The sequence below is a fragment of the Oceanimonas pelagia genome (genome assembly GCF_030849025.1).
Classification (GTDB): Bacteria; Pseudomonadota; Gammaproteobacteria; order Enterobacterales; family Aeromonadaceae; genus Oceanimonas; species Oceanimonas pelagia.
In genome coordinates this window covers 2,684,339-2,698,465 of the sequence record NZ_CP118224.1, presented here as the reverse complement: position 1 = coordinate 2,698,465, position 14,127 = coordinate 2,684,339, and the positions used below count along the sequence as shown (strand labels likewise).

Genomic DNA, 14,127 nt, shown 5'->3' with positions numbered 1-14,127 from the left:
TCGAGTCTCCATGGTAGCCTAATTTTTGCGCTGCAATATTGTGTTTATACTTTTTATTTAAAGGTATTGCCGATGCATGTTTTGCGGCGCAAATGGAAGGGGTCAAGCGTGGGCGGAAGACGGACACAAAAAAGCCCGCGCGGAGCGGGCTTTCTTTTCTGAACGAAAGGGAAAGGCTTACTGGCCGTTCCAGGCGGCCACCAGGGCGCGCTCTTCGTCGGTCATGCCGGTGATGTTACCCAGCGGCATGTACTTGTTGGCAACCACCTGCTTGACGCGCTCTACCTGCAGCAGCAGGTGTTCTTCGCTGTCCAGCATCACACCCAGGGGGGCGGCGGCAAAGCCGGGCTGAGTAGGGTTGGCGGCGTGGCATTGCACGCAGCGGGCTTCCATCACGTCAAGCACTTGGGCGGTGGTCACGGCGGCAGCGGCCGGAGCGGCGGCTTCTTCACCGGCAGCGGCGGTCTCGGACTGGGTGGCCGCGGGGGCCACGGCGGCCGGAGCAGCCACCGGCTTGGGCGCACCCACCCAGATGGCAACCAGGATCAGCGCCACACCGGCAATCGGGTAACCCGGACGAATATGACCGGCGTGCATCAGTACGAAGTACTGACGGATCAGGGCGCCTGCGAAGATGAACAGGGTCATGATCACCCAGGACAGTTCGTGGCTGTAGGTAAAGGAGTAGTGGTTGCTCAGCATCAGCAGCACCACCGGCAGGGTGAAGTAGGTGTTGTGCACGGAACGCTGCTTGCCGCGCTTGCCGTCCAGCGGGTTCGGTGTTTCACCGGCTTTCAGGGCTTTCACCATGCGGCGCTGGCCGGGAATGATCCAGAAGAACACGTTGGCAGACATGGCGGTGGCCATGACGGCACCGGTCAGCAGGAAGGCGGCACGGCCGGCGAAGATGTGAGTGCTCAGGTAAGCCACCACCACCATCATCACGGCCACGGCAATGGACAGTACGCCGTCGTTTTCCATGTTGGGGCTGATGCGCTTGCACAGCTCGTTATACACGATCCAGCCCAGCAGCAGGAACGCCAGGGCGGCGATGTTGGCCTGCCAGCCGGTCATGTTGGCGGCCCACTCCCAGGGAGAATTGGGATTCACCAGGTAGAAGCTGGGCTTGGTCAGGTACAGCAGGGTGAACAGACCGAAACCGGACAGCCAGGTGGTGTAGGACTTCCAGAAGGACCAGTGCAGGTCTTCGGGCAGTTGCTCGGGGCTGGTTGCATATTTCTGGTTGTGGTAGAAACCACCGCCGTGCACGGCCCACATTTCACCGAACACGCCTTTTTTCTTGCATTCTTCAGACTTGGGCGGACGCAGGCCGTTGTCGAGCATTACGAAGTAAATGGATTCCCCTACCCAGGCGATGGCGGCGATGACGTGCAGCCAGCGGAGCAGCAGGTTACCAAAATCCAGCAGATACGCTTCCATGATGGTCTTACCTTCTCTGTTTCATTTTGTTTTGATTGAGACCCTAGCGCATCGAAACAGATGCCCTGCCAGTGGCGGGAGCTGAGACCACATGCGCTGTAGTGTGCTTCCAAACTGTATACAGTTCAAAAATTAAACTGTTGACAATTTGTGAGGTGATTTTTTTCAAAAACATGAACTTTGTCAACATTCATTAACAGTTATTTTTCTTGCATTTGCAACCTTTTTGCCGCTTTGGGTTCGGTAAAAATGCAGAAAGTTACGGTTAATCAAGAGGTTGAGCCTTGGTGTAGGCGGTGGGCGCCGAACTGCCCGCAGTGCGAGCCCAAAGCGGGCGACATCATAGCGCATTTGGTTACGGCTGCAACCGTACACGGATGCAAAGTGGCGCACGATGTTGCAGGCATCTTGTGTACAGCGGGGCGCCGCTTCATGTTTCATCCCGGCCGCCGGCGTGAAACTGGGCCACCCGGTGGGCCAGCAAGTGATGCAGGGGGGCCGGGTCAAAACCGGGACTGAGCCGGTCCAGTACATGAGCCAGGCTTTCCAGGGTGGACAGCGCCTGACCGCCGGGCCCCTTGCGCATGGTGTAGCGGCTTGCCGGAGCCTGGCTGAAGCTGAGGGCGGGCAGGTCGTTGAGCCAGGGGTTGAGGTGATGCAGCCGCCGGGTCTTGCGCCAGGTGCCGTCGAGCACAATGAGACCGCCGATATCGAGGTGGGCCGGTGCCGTGCTATCGATGTCTGCCGCCTTATCGTTGGGGTAGAGCAGCCACCATCGCCCCCGTGGCAAAGGTGGTGGGGGCGTCATGTGCTCGGCCACCACCCGTTGCAGCTCCGGCAGCGCCAGCTGCAGCAGGGGCACAGTGCTTTTGGCGTGCCTGGCTTCCAGCGGATGCTGCAATATGATCACCGGCAACGGACAGGCCTGAGGGTGAACGTGGGCGCACAGGCAGGTGCGTGCCGGCAGCCGGCAGCGGGGGCAGGTGGCGCGGGACATGAACAGACTCCTGGCAGAAAACGGCCCAGTTTAGCGGCGCTGGCAGCGGCGGGAAAGCCGGGGCGGGCGTCAGATCGATTGTGAAGCGCCGCCGAATAGGTGAAAATACTCCCAGTTCAGTTCAACCCAGCGGATTTCATGTTTTCAGGCGCATCGCCGGCAGCCCCGAGTCCGTGTCAACCCAGAAGATAGTATTCATGTCAAACAGCACCATAGCGCAGGAAATTGCCAAGCGCCGTACCTTTGCCATTATCTCTCACCCGGACGCCGGTAAGACCACCATCACCGAAAAGGTGCTGCTGCACGGCCAGGCCATTCAGACCGCCGGCACCGTCAAGGGCCGGGGCTCGGGCCAGCACGCCAAGTCCGACTGGATGGAAATGGAAAAGGAACGGGGCATTTCGGTCACCACCTCGGTGATGCAGTTTCCCTACAACGACCGCCTGGTGAACCTGCTCGACACCCCGGGGCACGAAGATTTCTCGGAAGACACCTACCGCACCCTGACCGCGGTGGACTCCTGCCTGATGGTGATCGACGCAGCCAAGGGCGTGGAAGACCGCACCCGCAAGCTGATGGAAGTGACCCGGTTGCGCGACACGCCCATCGTCACCTTCATGAACAAGCTCGACCGGGACATTCGCGATCCCATGGAGCTGCTCGATGAGGTGGAAACCGAGCTCAACATCATGTGTGCGCCCATCACCTGGCCCATTGGCAGCGGCAAGCTGTTCAAGGGGGTGTATCACCTGCACCGGGACGAAACCATTCTGTATCAGTCCGGCCAGGGCCACACCATTCAGCAGGTGCGCATCATCAAGGGCCTGGACAACCCGGAGCTGGACGAGGCGGTGGGCGACGGCCTGGCCGAGCAGCTGCGGGAAGAGTTGGAGCTGGTGATGGGCGCGTCCCACGAGTTTGACCAAGAGCTGTTCCTGTCCGGTGAGCTGACTCCGGTGTTTTTCGGTACCGCCCTGGGCAACTTTGGCGTGGATCACATGCTCGACGGCCTCACCGAATGGGCCCCTGCGCCCCAGCCGCGCCAGACCCAGGAGCGGGAAGTGACCGCCGCCGACGACAAGTTCTCCGGCTTCGTGTTCAAGATCCAGGCCAACATGGATCCCCGTCACCGGGACCGTATCGCCTTTATGCGCATCGTCTCGGGCCAGTACACCCAGGGCATGAAAATGAAGCACGTGCGCATCGGCAAGACGGTGAGCATCTCCGACGCCGTGACCTTTATGGCCGGCGACCGGGAGCGGGCCGAGGAAGCCTTTGCCGGCGACATTATCGGCCTGCACAATCACGGCACCATTCAGATTGGTGACACCTTCACTCAGGGCGAAGATCTCAAGTTTACCGGCATTCCCAACTTTGCCCCCGAGCTGTTCCGCCGCATTCGCCTGCGCGATCCGCTCAAGCAGAAGCAACTGCTCAAGGGGCTGGTGCAACTGTCGGAAGAGGGGGCGGTGCAGGTGTTTCGCCCGCTCGACAACAACGATCTGATCGTGGGTGCCGTGGGTGTGCTGCAGTTCGATGTGGTGGTGGCCCGGCTCAAGGCGGAATACAACGTGGATGCTCTGTACGAGTCGGTCAACGTGTCCACCGCCCGCTGGGTGTACAGCAAGGACGCCAAAAAGCTGGATGAGTTCCAGCGCAAGGTATCCGCCAACCTGGCCCTCGACGGCGGCGACAACCTCACCTATATCGCGCCTACCATGGTCAACCTGAACCTGACCCAGGAGCGCTACCCGGACATTCAGTTCAGCAAGACCCGGGAGCACTGAAGCGGTTGCCCGTGTCCCCGTACCATACCGATGCCGGGCTTGCCCCGGCATTTTCTTGCCCGGCTTTCTGATACCCTGAAGTCAGTACATCGTCATTTTCCGGGGTTGCCCGTGCTGCTTACCGACACTCACTGCCATTTCGACTTCGACGCCTTTGCCGATGACCGGCAAGCTCACTGGCTTCGGGCGCAGGCGGTGGGGGTGCGCCGGCTGGTCATTCCGGGCGTGGAAGAGGCCCAATGGCCCGGGCTGCCGGGCCTGTGCTCCGAGCTTGAGGGGGTGCGTTATGCCCTTGGCCTGCATCCCTGGTGGGTCGGCTCGGCCTCGGAGCAGTGGCAGCAGCGGCTGGTAGCGGCGCTGGACCGGGCCGGTCCGGCCTGTGTGGCCATCGGCGAAGCCGGGCTGGACATGGCCTGCAGCGTTCCCCTAGCCGAGCAGGAAGCCGCTCTGGTGTTTCAGCTCAGGCTGGCCTGTGAACGCGGCTTGCCGGTGATCCTGCACAGCCACAAGGCCCACGATTCGCTGCTGAAGTGGCTGCGCCGTTTTACCCCGGTGGGTGGGGTGGTGCACGGCTTTGCCGGCTCGCTGCAACAGGCGCAAGGTTTCTGGAAGCTGGGCATTCACTTAGGCGTTGGCGGCACCATCACCTATGAGCGGGCCCAGAAGACCCGCAACACCGTCGCCGCCATGCCTCTGGAGGCGCTGGTACTGGAAACCGACGCCCCCGATATGCCCCTGTGCGGCTTTCAGGGCCAGCCCAACCACCCCGCGCGCTTGCCACTGGTGTTGCAGGCCCTGGCCGACATTCGTACCGAGCCCCTTGCCGCGCTGGCGACAGAGCTCGAAGCCAACGCCGACCGGCTGTTTGCCTGGTAGCGGGTTTTCCGTACACTGGAGTCAGTCACAGGAGAGCAAGCATGACCGCACCGCAACAGCTGGCCCGCCAGGCCCTGAGCCTGATGGATCTGACCCGCCTGAATGAGCACGATACCGAGGCCGATATTGTCGCCCTGTGTCATCAGGCGGTGACCCCGGCCGGTACCCCGGCGGCGGTGTGCATTCACTCAGCATTTGTGCCGCTGGCGCGCGCCACCCTGGCGGAGCTGGGCGTGGCCGGCAGGGTGCGAGTGGCCACGGTCACCAACTTTCCCGATGGCGGCAGCGATATCGCGCGGGCCGAGCGGGAAACACAGGCTGCCATCGCCGCCGGCGCCGATGAGGTGGATGTGGTGTTTCCCTGGCGGGCGCTGCTGGCCGGCGACGAGCACACCGGTCTGGCACTGGTACGCGCCTGCAGGGCGGCCGGCGGTGCGCGCACTCTCAAGGTGATCATCGAAAGCGGCGAGCTGGGCACGCCGGCGCTGATAAGGCGGGCCAGCGAGCTGGCCATTGAGGGCGGCGCCGACTTTATCAAGACCTCCACCGGCAAGGTGGCGGTGAATGCCACCCTGGAGGCGGCCGGCATCATGCTGGAAGTGATTAAACACAGTGGCCGGCCGGTGGGCTTCAAGGCGGCCGGCGGCGTGCGTACCCTGGCTCAGGCGGCGGACTACCTGCGGCTGGCCGCCGGCATCATGGGGCCGGCGTGGATCACCCCGGCACACTTTCGCTTTGGTGCTTCCGGGCTGCTCACCGAACTGCTGCATCCCCTGCAGTTAACGACCCATGACGGCGGCCCTTCCGCTTACTGACGTTCATTCGGCCCAAGGGCCAGAGGAAGACACCATGAAACGCGCCATCGTACTGGTTCTCGACTCCTTCGGCATCGGTGCCACCTCCGATGCGGCGCGATTTGGCGACGCCGGGGCGGATACCCTGGGCCATATCGCCGCCGCCTGTGCTCAGGGGCGGGCCGACGTCGGTCGTCAGGGGCCGCTGCACCTGCCCAACCTGGCCCGGCTGGGGCTGTTTCACGCCCATGCCGACAGCACGGGCAGTCCGGCCGAAGGGGTGACTCTGCCCGCGGATGTGAGCGGCAGCTACGGCCATGCCCGGGAATTATCGTCCGGCAAGGACACTCCGTCCGGCCACTGGGAGATCGCCGGGGTGCCGGTGCTGTTTGACTGGGGCTATTTCACCGATACTCAGAACAGCTTTCCGCCGGCATTGATCGATGAACTGGTCGAGCGAAGCGGACTGCCGGGCATACTCGGCAACTGCCATGCTTCGGGCACCACCATACTGGAGCACCTGGGTGAGGAACACCTGCGCACCGGCAAGCCGATTTGCTATACCTCGGCGGACTCGGTGTTTCAGGTCGCCTGCCACGAGCAGCATTTTGGTCTGGAGCGGTTGTACGCCCTGTGCGAGACCGCCCGGGAGCTGCTGATGCCCTGGAACATCGGCCGGGTGATCGCCCGGCCCTTTGTGGGCGAGACCGCCGCCGACTTTGTGCGCACCGGTAACCGGCGGGATTACAGCATTGCACCGCCGGCCCCCACCGTGCTGCAAAAGCTGGTGGACGAGCTGAACGGCGAGGTGGTGGCCATCGGCAAGATCGCCGACATCTACGCCCACTGCGGCATTACCCGCACGCTCAAGGCCAGCGGCCACGATGCCTTGTTTGACGCTACCCTGAGCGCGTTGCAGGCGGCCGGCGACAATACCCTTGTCATGACCAACTTCGTCGAGTTCGACTCAAGTTACGGCCACCGCCGCAACGTGGCGGGCTACGCCGCCGCGCTCGAGGCCTTTGACCGTCGTTTGCCCGAGCTGCTGAGCCTGCTGAAACCGGAGGATCTGCTGATCCTCACCGCGGATCACGGTTGCGATCCCACCTGGCCCGGCACCGAGCACACCCGTGAGCACATTCCGGTGCTGGCCACCGGTGCCGGTCTGGTGCCCGGCTCCCTGGGGCGGCGGGACACCTTTGCCGATATCGGCCAGAGCCTGGCGGATTACTTTGGTACCAGTCCGATGGATTTTGGCCGCTCGTTTCTCTGAGCTTCACTTTCACCAAGGGGAACAACAACCATGGCAACACCTCATATCAAGGCGGAACGCGGCGACTTTGCCGACACCATACTGATGCCCGGCGATCCGCTGCGGGCCCAGTACATCGCCGACACCTTTCTCTCCAACGTGCGCCAGGTCAACGCGGTGCGCAACATGCTGGGCTTTACCGGCAGCTACAAGGGCCGGCCGGTGTCGGTGATGGGGCACGGCATGGGCATACCGTCGGTGTCGATCTACGCCAAGGAGCTGATCACCGAGTTTGGCGTGAACACCCTGATCCGGGTGGGCTCCTGCGGCGCGGTGCGTGACGACGTCAGGCTGATGGATCTGGTGATCGGCCTCGGTGCCAGCACCGAGTCCAGGGTCAACCGTACCCGCTTTATGGGCCACGATCTGGCGGCCATCGCCGACTTCGGGCTGACTCAAAACGCAGTGGCCGCGGCCAGCTCGCTCGACGTGCCGGTAAAGGTGGGCAACCTGTTCTCGGCGGATCTGTTCTACACCCCCCAGAGCGAGCTGTTTGAACTGCTCAGGCGTTATGGGGTGGTGGGGGTGGAAATGGAAGCCGCCGGGCTTTATGGCGTGGCCGCCGAATATGGCGCCCGGGCCCTGACCATGTGCACGGTGTCGGATCACATACTGCGGGGGGAACGGCTCAGTGCCGACGAACGCCAGACCGGCTTTGATCAAATGATGGAAGTGGCGCTGGAGTCGGTGCTGCTCGGCGGCTGAGCGGGTTAACCGGCAAGCCTGGTCCGCCGGCGCCACCGTAACAGCGCCCAGGCCAGCAGGGCCCCGGCGGTGCCCGTCAGCGGCAGCAGCCAGCCCAGTTGCCGGTGAAGGTGCCGCCACAGCCGGCGCTGCTCGCCGGTCAGCGCCGATTCCGCCAGCTCCAGTTGCAGAAAGCCGGCCACGCGCTCCGCATCGAGCAGCGGCCGCACATAGGCCCGGCCCGGTGCAGAGGCCGGATTGCCGCTGTCGGCCAGCAGGGCGCCGCCGGCGTCGTACAGTCGGGCCGACAGCACCAGCGGCGAGTGGCTCAGCTCGGTGACCAGCAGTTGCTGTGCCTCCCGGTCTTCCGCCGAAAGCGCGCGCAGCGCCTGAAATTCGGCAAAATCCGCCAGCGCCGAGGCCGAGGTATGGTGAGGCAGCCGCTGCCAGCGCTGGCCCAGCTCGTTCAGGCTCAGCCACTGGCGCGCCGCCAGCAGGGTCAGCAGCAGCGCCAGCAGCCACAGCCAGGGCAGACGCCCGCGGTGTGAGTGAAGGTTTCCCATGGCGGCCAATATTGTCTCTTGCCTGCTTAAAAAGCAATACGCTACCCTGAGCGCCGGTTTGTCGTAGTAAAGGGAACAAAAGTGGCACTGTTGCTCAATGAGCTGCCCGAGCGGGTGGTGGAATGGAAAGAGGCGCTGGCACAGCAAGCATGCCGGTGGCGTGAGGGAGTATGGGAAGCCGGGCGCTTGCCCGAGGTGCAGGGGCGGCTGGTGCTGCTGGCGGAGCGCCTGAGCAAACAGGCCCTGGCCCGCAGCCTGCAAGTGCTGGATGACGCCGGTGTGCGTGTCGAGCTGAGTGCCGTTGACGTGGTGGCCGGACGGGAGCTGGCCAGCCTGCGGTTGTCTGCCTGGTCGCCGGAATTGAAAACGGCGCTGCAGCAGGTGGCCACCAACTGGGATCTGGCCTGTGTGCCGGCACTGCCCGACGCCGGCTCGCCCGGCCTGGTGCTGATGGACATGGACTCCACCGCCATTCAGATTGAATGCATCGACGAGATCGCCGCGCTGGCCGGCGTGGGCGAGGAAGTGGCCGCGGTGACCCGCGCCGCCATGGAAGGGGCCCTGCCGTTTTCCGAAAGCCTGCGCCGCCGGGTGCGGGCGCTGGCCGGCGCCGATGCCGCCATTATTGACGAGGTGATCGGGCGCATGCCGCTGATGCCGGGCCTCACCGAGCTGGTAGCCGGGCTCAAGGCCATGGGCTGGAAGGTGGCCATCGCCTCCGGCGGCTTTGTGCCCTTTGCCCGTCATCTGCAGCAGCAACTGGGGCTGGATGCGGTGTTTGCCAATACCCTTGGCATTGAAAACGGCAAACTCACCGGTGAGGTGCTGGGGGCCATCGTCGATGCCGATGCCAAGGCCAACATTCTGACCGAGCTGGCCCACGAGCACGGCATTCCCCTGACGCAGACCGTGGCCATTGGCGACGGCGCCAACGATCTGAAAATGCTGGCCCGGGCCGGTCTTGGCGTGGCCCTGCATGCCAAGCCACTGGTGCAGGAGCAGGCGCCGGTATGCCTGAACCGGCTCAGCCTGGAAGGGGTGCTGGGCCTGTTGCAGGCGCGCTGAGCCGGCAACGCCGTTGTGCCAGGTCGGTGATATTGAACACCTGGCACTGCAGCGCCAGCTCGGCCAGGCTTTGCTCCAGCAGCTGGGTCTTGTACAGGGAGGCTTCGGTCAGCCGATGCCATTCGGGTACATAAAAGTCGAGCTGGCGCAACTGCAGCCGGTTGACCACCGCCAGGCACACGGTGACCCGGCGCTGGCCGTCCAGCAGGCGCTGTTGCTCGGCGGGATCCGGGTTGAGCTGCAGCTGTGGTGAGCCGGAGCCGGCGGCATCGGCTGCCAGCCAGATTTCTGCCACCAGATGGCTTTTGCCATTGGGCCGTTGCAACGTGGTGGCAATGGATTGCAGCAGCTGGCGGGAGATAAGCCGGCCCAGCTGGGCCTGGCCCTTGTCGTCGGTGAGCAGGGTCATCAGCCGCTGGCGCACCGGGCTGGCCAGGCTGCCCTGTACGTAAAAGCCGCCGTCGTTGCGACCCAGTAAAAAGGCCGGCCCGGCCAGCTGCTGCAGGGCCTGGCGGGTCAGCCACATCATCCAGGCCGGTTGCTGAACGCTTTCCGGACGGGCGCGCAGCTTGTCCTGATTCTGGGCCAGCAGTGCCCTGAAAAACCGGCTGGCGGCGTGGCCCTTGCCCTGATCCTGGGCGTGCAGGTGCAGCACCCGCCCGCCCTCACTCAGGTTTACCAGCCGGTAGGGTAATTTCTTCAGGTTCCAGTCCCGGCCCAGCTTGTTCAGTTCGGGCAGGTTGAGCTGCACCAGAGCGGGCAAGGTGAGCTCCACCGGCTGGTTGAGGGTGAGTTTCAGGCCCTCGACCGAGATGTCTTCGGTCACCCCGTTCACGGTGGCACCTTCCAGCAGCAGTTCCACCGGTGTTTCAAAGCGAAAGCGGGTTTCCCGGCGCTGGGAGGGCTGGCGCAATGACACCAGGCGAATGGGCCTGGGCTCGGGGAGCACGCGAAAGGGCAGTAATGGCCGCGCGTTGGCAGGCAGCGGCGTGGCCAGTTCGGGGGCGGGCAGGGGCGTCAGCCACAGCTGCCACTTCAGCGGTGCCAGCCGCTCCCGCCCCAGGGCATCCAGGTTGTCGGCGATCTGATCGGTAAACAGCACCGGACGAATGCCCAGGTGGTACAGCTGCAGGGTGCCGGCGCGCTGGCCCTCGCTGACAAACTGCCCGAGCAGGTTCTCCTTTTCCAGCCGGTGTTGCTCGGCGGCAAAATAGTAGGTTTCCTTTTTGCCCTGCACGCGAAAGCTGTACAGAAACACCGGCTCGTGCTGGCGTGCGGCCATGTCGAGGACGCAGGCCGGAGGCAGCAGGCTGGCCAGCAGATCCCCCGGCCGTTCATGGCGCCAGCTCTCCAGCAGCTTTTTGCCAAAGCGGTTGCACAGCACTTCCTGCAGCCGGCCCTGTTCGTCGAAGAACAGCGACTGGCCGAGGCCGGTTTCCAGCAGCGCCTGCCCCCAGCACTGGGCGCGGGCGGTATCGAACAAGTCCTGAGCGTCGTGGCCGTACCGGCTCTGGTTTTGCTCGATAAACTGCCCCAGGGCCTGATCCCAGGCGCCGTTCTGCTCGATGCGGCGCAGCTGAATGCGGCCCTTGTCGCCCTGGGGCACGGCGGTCAGCCGGTAGCGTTTGGGCTCCACCAGAGCGCCCATGCCCGGTTGCTGGGCCAGCTCGGGAAAGGACACCGCCACTTCTTCCGGCAGGGTCAGCCTGGAGGGTAGGGTGGCCATCAGGCCGTTGACGGAAATATCCAGGCTGTTGGCCTGAATGTCGCCGTCGTCCAGGTGCAGGTGCACCGGGGTGACAAACTGCAGCCTTGGCTCCTGGCGGCGGGTACCGAAGGAGGGCTGGTGCCAGGGGGTGGCATTGAGCATGGCCGGTTGCTTGCGCATGGCGGCCAGCTCGGCAAGCAGGGTTTCATACAGGCCACGGGTATATTCGCCGTTGTACTGGCCCAGCAGCTGCATGAAGCGCTGCTCCAGCCGGGGCGGCAGCATGTGGTTCAACCCCCGGTGGGGCATGGGCCGGCACTGCCCGGGAAACAGCTTGCGCAGGTCCAGCACCCTCAGGCAGGGCGCCTTGAGCCGGTTGAGCTCGGCCAGCAGCTGATAGCGGGTCTGGCTGTCGGCATCGGGCAGCAGACTGGTCAGCAGGGTTTCCGTGTCCTGCTGGTAGCTCAGGGGAATCATCCGGTTGAGCAGGGCTTTGTAGGGGCTGAAGTCCATTCCGGTGCAAGCTTGAGTGAGCGAAAAACTTGCGCCAGTATAACAGCTTGTGAATCAATGAGTGAGACAGCATGGCCAAGTCCAAGACCGCCTTCGTATGTGGTGAATGCGGTGCCGAATTTCCCCGCTGGCAGGGGCAGTGCTCCGAATGCAAGGAGTGGAACACCATCAGTGAAATCCGGCTGGCACCGGCCACCTCGTCCAGCCGCAACGCCCGCTTCTCCGGCTACGCCGGCCTGCAGGAAAACAGGGTGCAGACCCTGAACGAAATCGCCATGACCGAAATTCCGCGCATCGACAGCGGTTTTCGCGAGCTGGACCGGGTGCTGGGCGGTGGCCTGGTACCGGGCTCGGCCATTCTCATCGGCGGCAACCCGGGGGCGGGCAAGAGTACCCTGCTGCTGCAGGTGATGTGCGGCCTGGCCGGGCGCATGAAAACCCTGTATGTGACCGGTGAAGAGTCGCTGCAGCAGGTGGCCATGCGCGCCCAGCGTCTGGGGCTGCCCCGGGATCAACTGCGCATGCTGTCGGAAACCAGTGTCGAACAAATCTGCCACGTGGCCCGGGAAGAGCAGCCGGCGGTGATGGTGATCGACTCCATTCAGGTGATGCACGTGGCCGACGTGCAGTCGGCGCCGGGCTCGGTGAGCCAGGTGCGGGAAGCGGCGGCCCAGCTGACCCGCTTTGCCAAGCTGCAGGGAGTGGTGATCCTGATGGTGGGCCATGTCACCAAGGACGGCACCCTGGCCGGGCCCAAGGTGCTGGAGCATTGCATCGACTGCTCGGTGCTGCTCGACGGCGCCGCCGACAGCCGTTTTCGTACCCTGCGCAGCCACAAGAACCGCTTTGGCGCGGTGAACGAGCTGGGGGTGTTCGCCATGACCGAAACCGGCATGAAGGAGGTGAGCAACCCTTCTGCCATTTTCCTCAGCCGGGGTGAGGAGCAGGTCACCGGCTCCGTGGTCATGGTGATCTGGGAAGGCACCCGGCCGTTGCTGGTGGAGCTGCAGGCGCTGGTGGACTACTCCCAGCTGGCCAACCCGCGGCGGGTGACCGTGGGCCTGGAGCACAACCGGCTGGCGCTGCTGCTGGCGGTGCTGCACCGCCACGGCGGTATGCAGATGGCGGATCAGGATGTGTTCGTCAACGTGGTGGGCGGCGTGCGGGTGGAAGATACCAGCGCCGATCTGGCGCTGCTGCTGGCGCTGGTGTCGAGCTTTCGCGACAAGGCCCTGCCCAAGGAGCTGGTGGTATTCGGAGAGGTGGGCCTGTCGGGGGAAATCCGGCCGGTGCCCTCGGGCCAGGAGCGGCTGATGGAGGCGGCCAAGCACGGCTTTACCCGGGCCATTGTGCCCTGGGCCAACCGCCCCAAGCAGGCGCCCGAGGGCATGGAAGTGATCCCGGTGAAAAAACTGGAGGAAGCGCTGGCGGCGCTGTAATACCGTCGTACCGGGCTTGACCCGGTACCTTGTCTGTACCGCGCCAGTGGAGGGCGCTCAGCCGCTCTTCAGCAACTGCTCAAACTGCCGTTGCAGCAGTTGCTCGTCGCCCAGATTCAGTTCCACCAGCCGGCGCAGGTGGGTGGCGCTGTCCAGGTCGAGGTGCGCGCATTCCAGCCCCACATCGGCACCTTCGTGGTGACGCTGGCGGCCGGTCATGCGAATGGCGCTGCCGTCTTCGAGAGGAATGCGCAGGCTCAGCGCATCGCCGTCCTGCCCCGGCCAGTCATTCACGACAAGCAGGGCGCCGTGCAGGGACAGATCCCGCACCCGGGCCGGCCACTGCCGGCCCGCCGCATCGGTCAGCCGGGCATCGGCACGGAAGTCAATGCGGCAAAAGGCTCTGCGTTCGGCCATGGGGCCTCCTTACGCCGGGGTGCCGGTATCCAGATGGTCCACCAGATCGATGGCCGACACCAGCCGGTCTTCCAGCGAGAAGCGCTCTTCCAGCAGCTCCCCCAGCCGGTTCAGATCCTGATCCAGCTCCAGCAGGGTGTCGTCGTCGGCCTGGGTGTACTTGTCGTGAAAGTTCAGGGCTTCGTCGGTATTGCGCTTGATGCGCGGATAAATACGCTCAGCCAGCACGCGGGCATTGCCCCGGGATGACTCGTAGGCCGCCAGCACGTGATCGTAAATCTCGAAATGGCCGGCGGAGACATAGTCGACCAGCTGGCCGCAGAATTCGTGCAGCTCGTCCTGTGAGGGAAGGCTGTGATGAGTGGAAAGGCGAATATATTCAACGAGCAGGGCCTGGCGGGCATTGAGAAAGGCGTCCAGTGCCTTGTGAATGCCGCCAAGCCTGGCTTTGGTCTGTTCCAGTTTCCCGAGCATGGTTCCCTCCGTGGGCTGCCTGATGGGCTCAGTACTATAAGTAAAGAAAAGCGGTGCC

The 14,127-nt window shown here is 64.0% G+C and carries 13 protein-coding genes; 7 read left to right on the top strand and 6 right to left on the bottom strand.

Features of this window, described 5'->3' with window-relative positions; genetic code table 11:
- Positions 1-177 precede the first annotated feature (177 nt).
- Both PU634_RS12880 and PU634_RS12875 read right to left on the bottom strand, forming a co-directional pair.
- Positions 178-1,440 (bottom strand): urate hydroxylase PuuD, encoded by a 1,263-nt coding sequence (locus tag PU634_RS12880; RefSeq protein ID WP_306761200.1) that lies wholly within the window; start codon positions 1,438-1,440, stop codon positions 178-180.
- 430 nt (positions 1,441-1,870) lie between these two features.
- Entirely contained in the window at positions 1,871-2,437 is a 567-nt protein-coding gene (locus PU634_RS12875) for a tRNA-uridine aminocarboxypropyltransferase (protein WP_306761199.1), read from the bottom strand.
- 197 nt (positions 2,438-2,634) lie between these two features.
- Between PU634_RS12875 and prfC the strand changes: the two genes are divergently transcribed.
- From prfC to deoD, 5 genes are all read left to right on the top strand, one after another.
- Complete coding sequence (gene prfC / locus PU634_RS12870) at positions 2,635-4,224, top strand: peptide chain release factor 3 (RefSeq protein ID WP_306761198.1); 1,590 nt, start codon at positions 2,635-2,637, stop codon at positions 4,222-4,224.
- Positions 4,225-4,335: 111 nt separating this feature from the next.
- Positions 4,336-5,100, top strand: a complete 765-nt coding sequence (locus PU634_RS12865; protein ID WP_306761197.1) for a TatD family hydrolase — start codon at positions 4,336-4,338, stop codon at positions 5,098-5,100.
- A 41-nt stretch (positions 5,101-5,141) separates the two neighbouring features.
- A complete protein-coding gene (gene deoC, locus PU634_RS12860; protein WP_306761196.1) occupies positions 5,142-5,915 on the top strand; it encodes a deoxyribose-phosphate aldolase in 774 nt (257 codons plus the stop codon).
- 34 nt (positions 5,916-5,949) lie between these two features.
- Positions 5,950-7,167, top strand: a complete 1,218-nt coding sequence (locus PU634_RS12855; RefSeq protein WP_306761195.1) for a phosphopentomutase — start codon at positions 5,950-5,952, stop codon at positions 7,165-7,167.
- Positions 7,168-7,197: 30 nt separating this feature from the next.
- Entirely contained in the window at positions 7,198-7,911 is a 714-nt protein-coding gene (gene deoD, locus PU634_RS12850) for a purine-nucleoside phosphorylase (protein WP_306761194.1), read from the top strand.
- A 5-nt stretch (positions 7,912-7,916) separates the two neighbouring features.
- Here deoD and PU634_RS12845 read toward each other — a convergent pair whose 3' ends face one another.
- Positions 7,917-8,453: a hypothetical protein gene (locus PU634_RS12845; protein ID WP_306761193.1), complete on the bottom strand. Its 537-nt coding sequence runs from the start codon at positions 8,451-8,453 to the stop codon at positions 7,917-7,919.
- Positions 8,454-8,540: 87 nt separating this feature from the next.
- On the opposite strand from PU634_RS12845, the gene serB reads away from it, so the two are divergent.
- Entirely contained in the window at positions 8,541-9,518 is a 978-nt protein-coding gene (gene serB, locus PU634_RS12840; RefSeq protein ID WP_371319645.1) for a phosphoserine phosphatase SerB, read from the top strand.
- On the opposite strand, the gene PU634_RS12835 is transcribed toward serB, so the two are convergent.
- Positions 9,478-11,739 (bottom strand): PilZ domain-containing protein, encoded by a 2,262-nt coding sequence (locus tag PU634_RS12835; protein WP_306761191.1) that lies wholly within the window; start codon positions 11,737-11,739, stop codon positions 9,478-9,480. The two genes, serB and PU634_RS12835, sit on opposite strands and share 41 nt — an antisense overlap.
- Positions 11,740-11,810: 71 nt before the next feature.
- Here PU634_RS12835 and radA point away from each other — a divergent pair, with 71 nt between their 5' ends.
- Positions 11,811-13,178 carry a DNA repair protein RadA gene (gene radA, locus PU634_RS12830; RefSeq protein WP_306761190.1) on the top strand — a complete coding sequence of 456 codons (1,368 nt, stop codon included), beginning with the start codon at positions 11,811-11,813 and terminating at the stop codon, positions 13,176-13,178.
- Positions 13,179-13,235: 57 nt separating this feature from the next.
- Here radA and PU634_RS12825 read toward each other — a convergent pair whose 3' ends face one another.
- Entirely contained in the window at positions 13,236-13,595 is a 360-nt protein-coding gene (locus tag PU634_RS12825; protein ID WP_306761189.1) for a PilZ domain-containing protein, read from the bottom strand.
- A 9-nt stretch (positions 13,596-13,604) separates the two neighbouring features.
- On the bottom strand, positions 13,605-14,069 hold the full coding sequence (gene rsd, locus PU634_RS12820) for a sigma D regulator (protein ID WP_306761188.1): 465 nt from the start codon (positions 14,067-14,069) through the stop codon (positions 13,605-13,607).
- Positions 14,070-14,127 lie beyond the last annotated feature (58 nt).

Excerpts from the sequence above, each read along its gene's own strand:
- PU634_RS12880 (WP_306761200.1), bottom strand. The coding sequence starts at position 1,440 with ATGGAAGCGTATCTGCTGGATTTTGGTAACCTGCTGCTCCGCTGGCTG.
- PU634_RS12875 (WP_306761199.1), bottom strand. The coding sequence starts at position 2,437 with ATGTCCCGCGCCACCTGCCCCCGCTGCCGGCTGCCGGCACGCACCTGC.
- prfC (WP_306761198.1), top strand. The coding sequence starts at position 2,635 with ATGTCAAACAGCACCATAGCGCAGGAAATTGCCAAGCGCCGTACCTTT.
- deoC (WP_306761196.1), top strand. The coding sequence starts at position 5,142 with ATGACCGCACCGCAACAGCTGGCCCGCCAGGCCCTGAGCCTGATGGAT.
- PU634_RS12855 (WP_306761195.1), top strand. The coding sequence starts at position 5,950 with ATGAAACGCGCCATCGTACTGGTTCTCGACTCCTTCGGCATCGGTGCC.
- deoD (WP_306761194.1), top strand. The coding sequence starts at position 7,198 with ATGGCAACACCTCATATCAAGGCGGAACGCGGCGACTTTGCCGACACC.
- PU634_RS12845 (WP_306761193.1), bottom strand. The coding sequence starts at position 8,453 with ATGGGAAACCTTCACTCACACCGCGGGCGTCTGCCCTGGCTGTGGCTG.
- PU634_RS12835 (WP_306761191.1), bottom strand. The coding sequence starts at position 11,739 with ATGGACTTCAGCCCCTACAAAGCCCTGCTCAACCGGATGATTCCCCTG.
- radA (WP_306761190.1), top strand. The coding sequence starts at position 11,811 with ATGGCCAAGTCCAAGACCGCCTTCGTATGTGGTGAATGCGGTGCCGAA.
- PU634_RS12825 (WP_306761189.1), bottom strand. The coding sequence starts at position 13,595 with ATGGCCGAACGCAGAGCCTTTTGCCGCATTGACTTCCGTGCCGATGCC.
- rsd (WP_306761188.1), bottom strand. The coding sequence starts at position 14,069 with ATGCTCGGGAAACTGGAACAGACCAAAGCCAGGCTTGGCGGCATTCAC.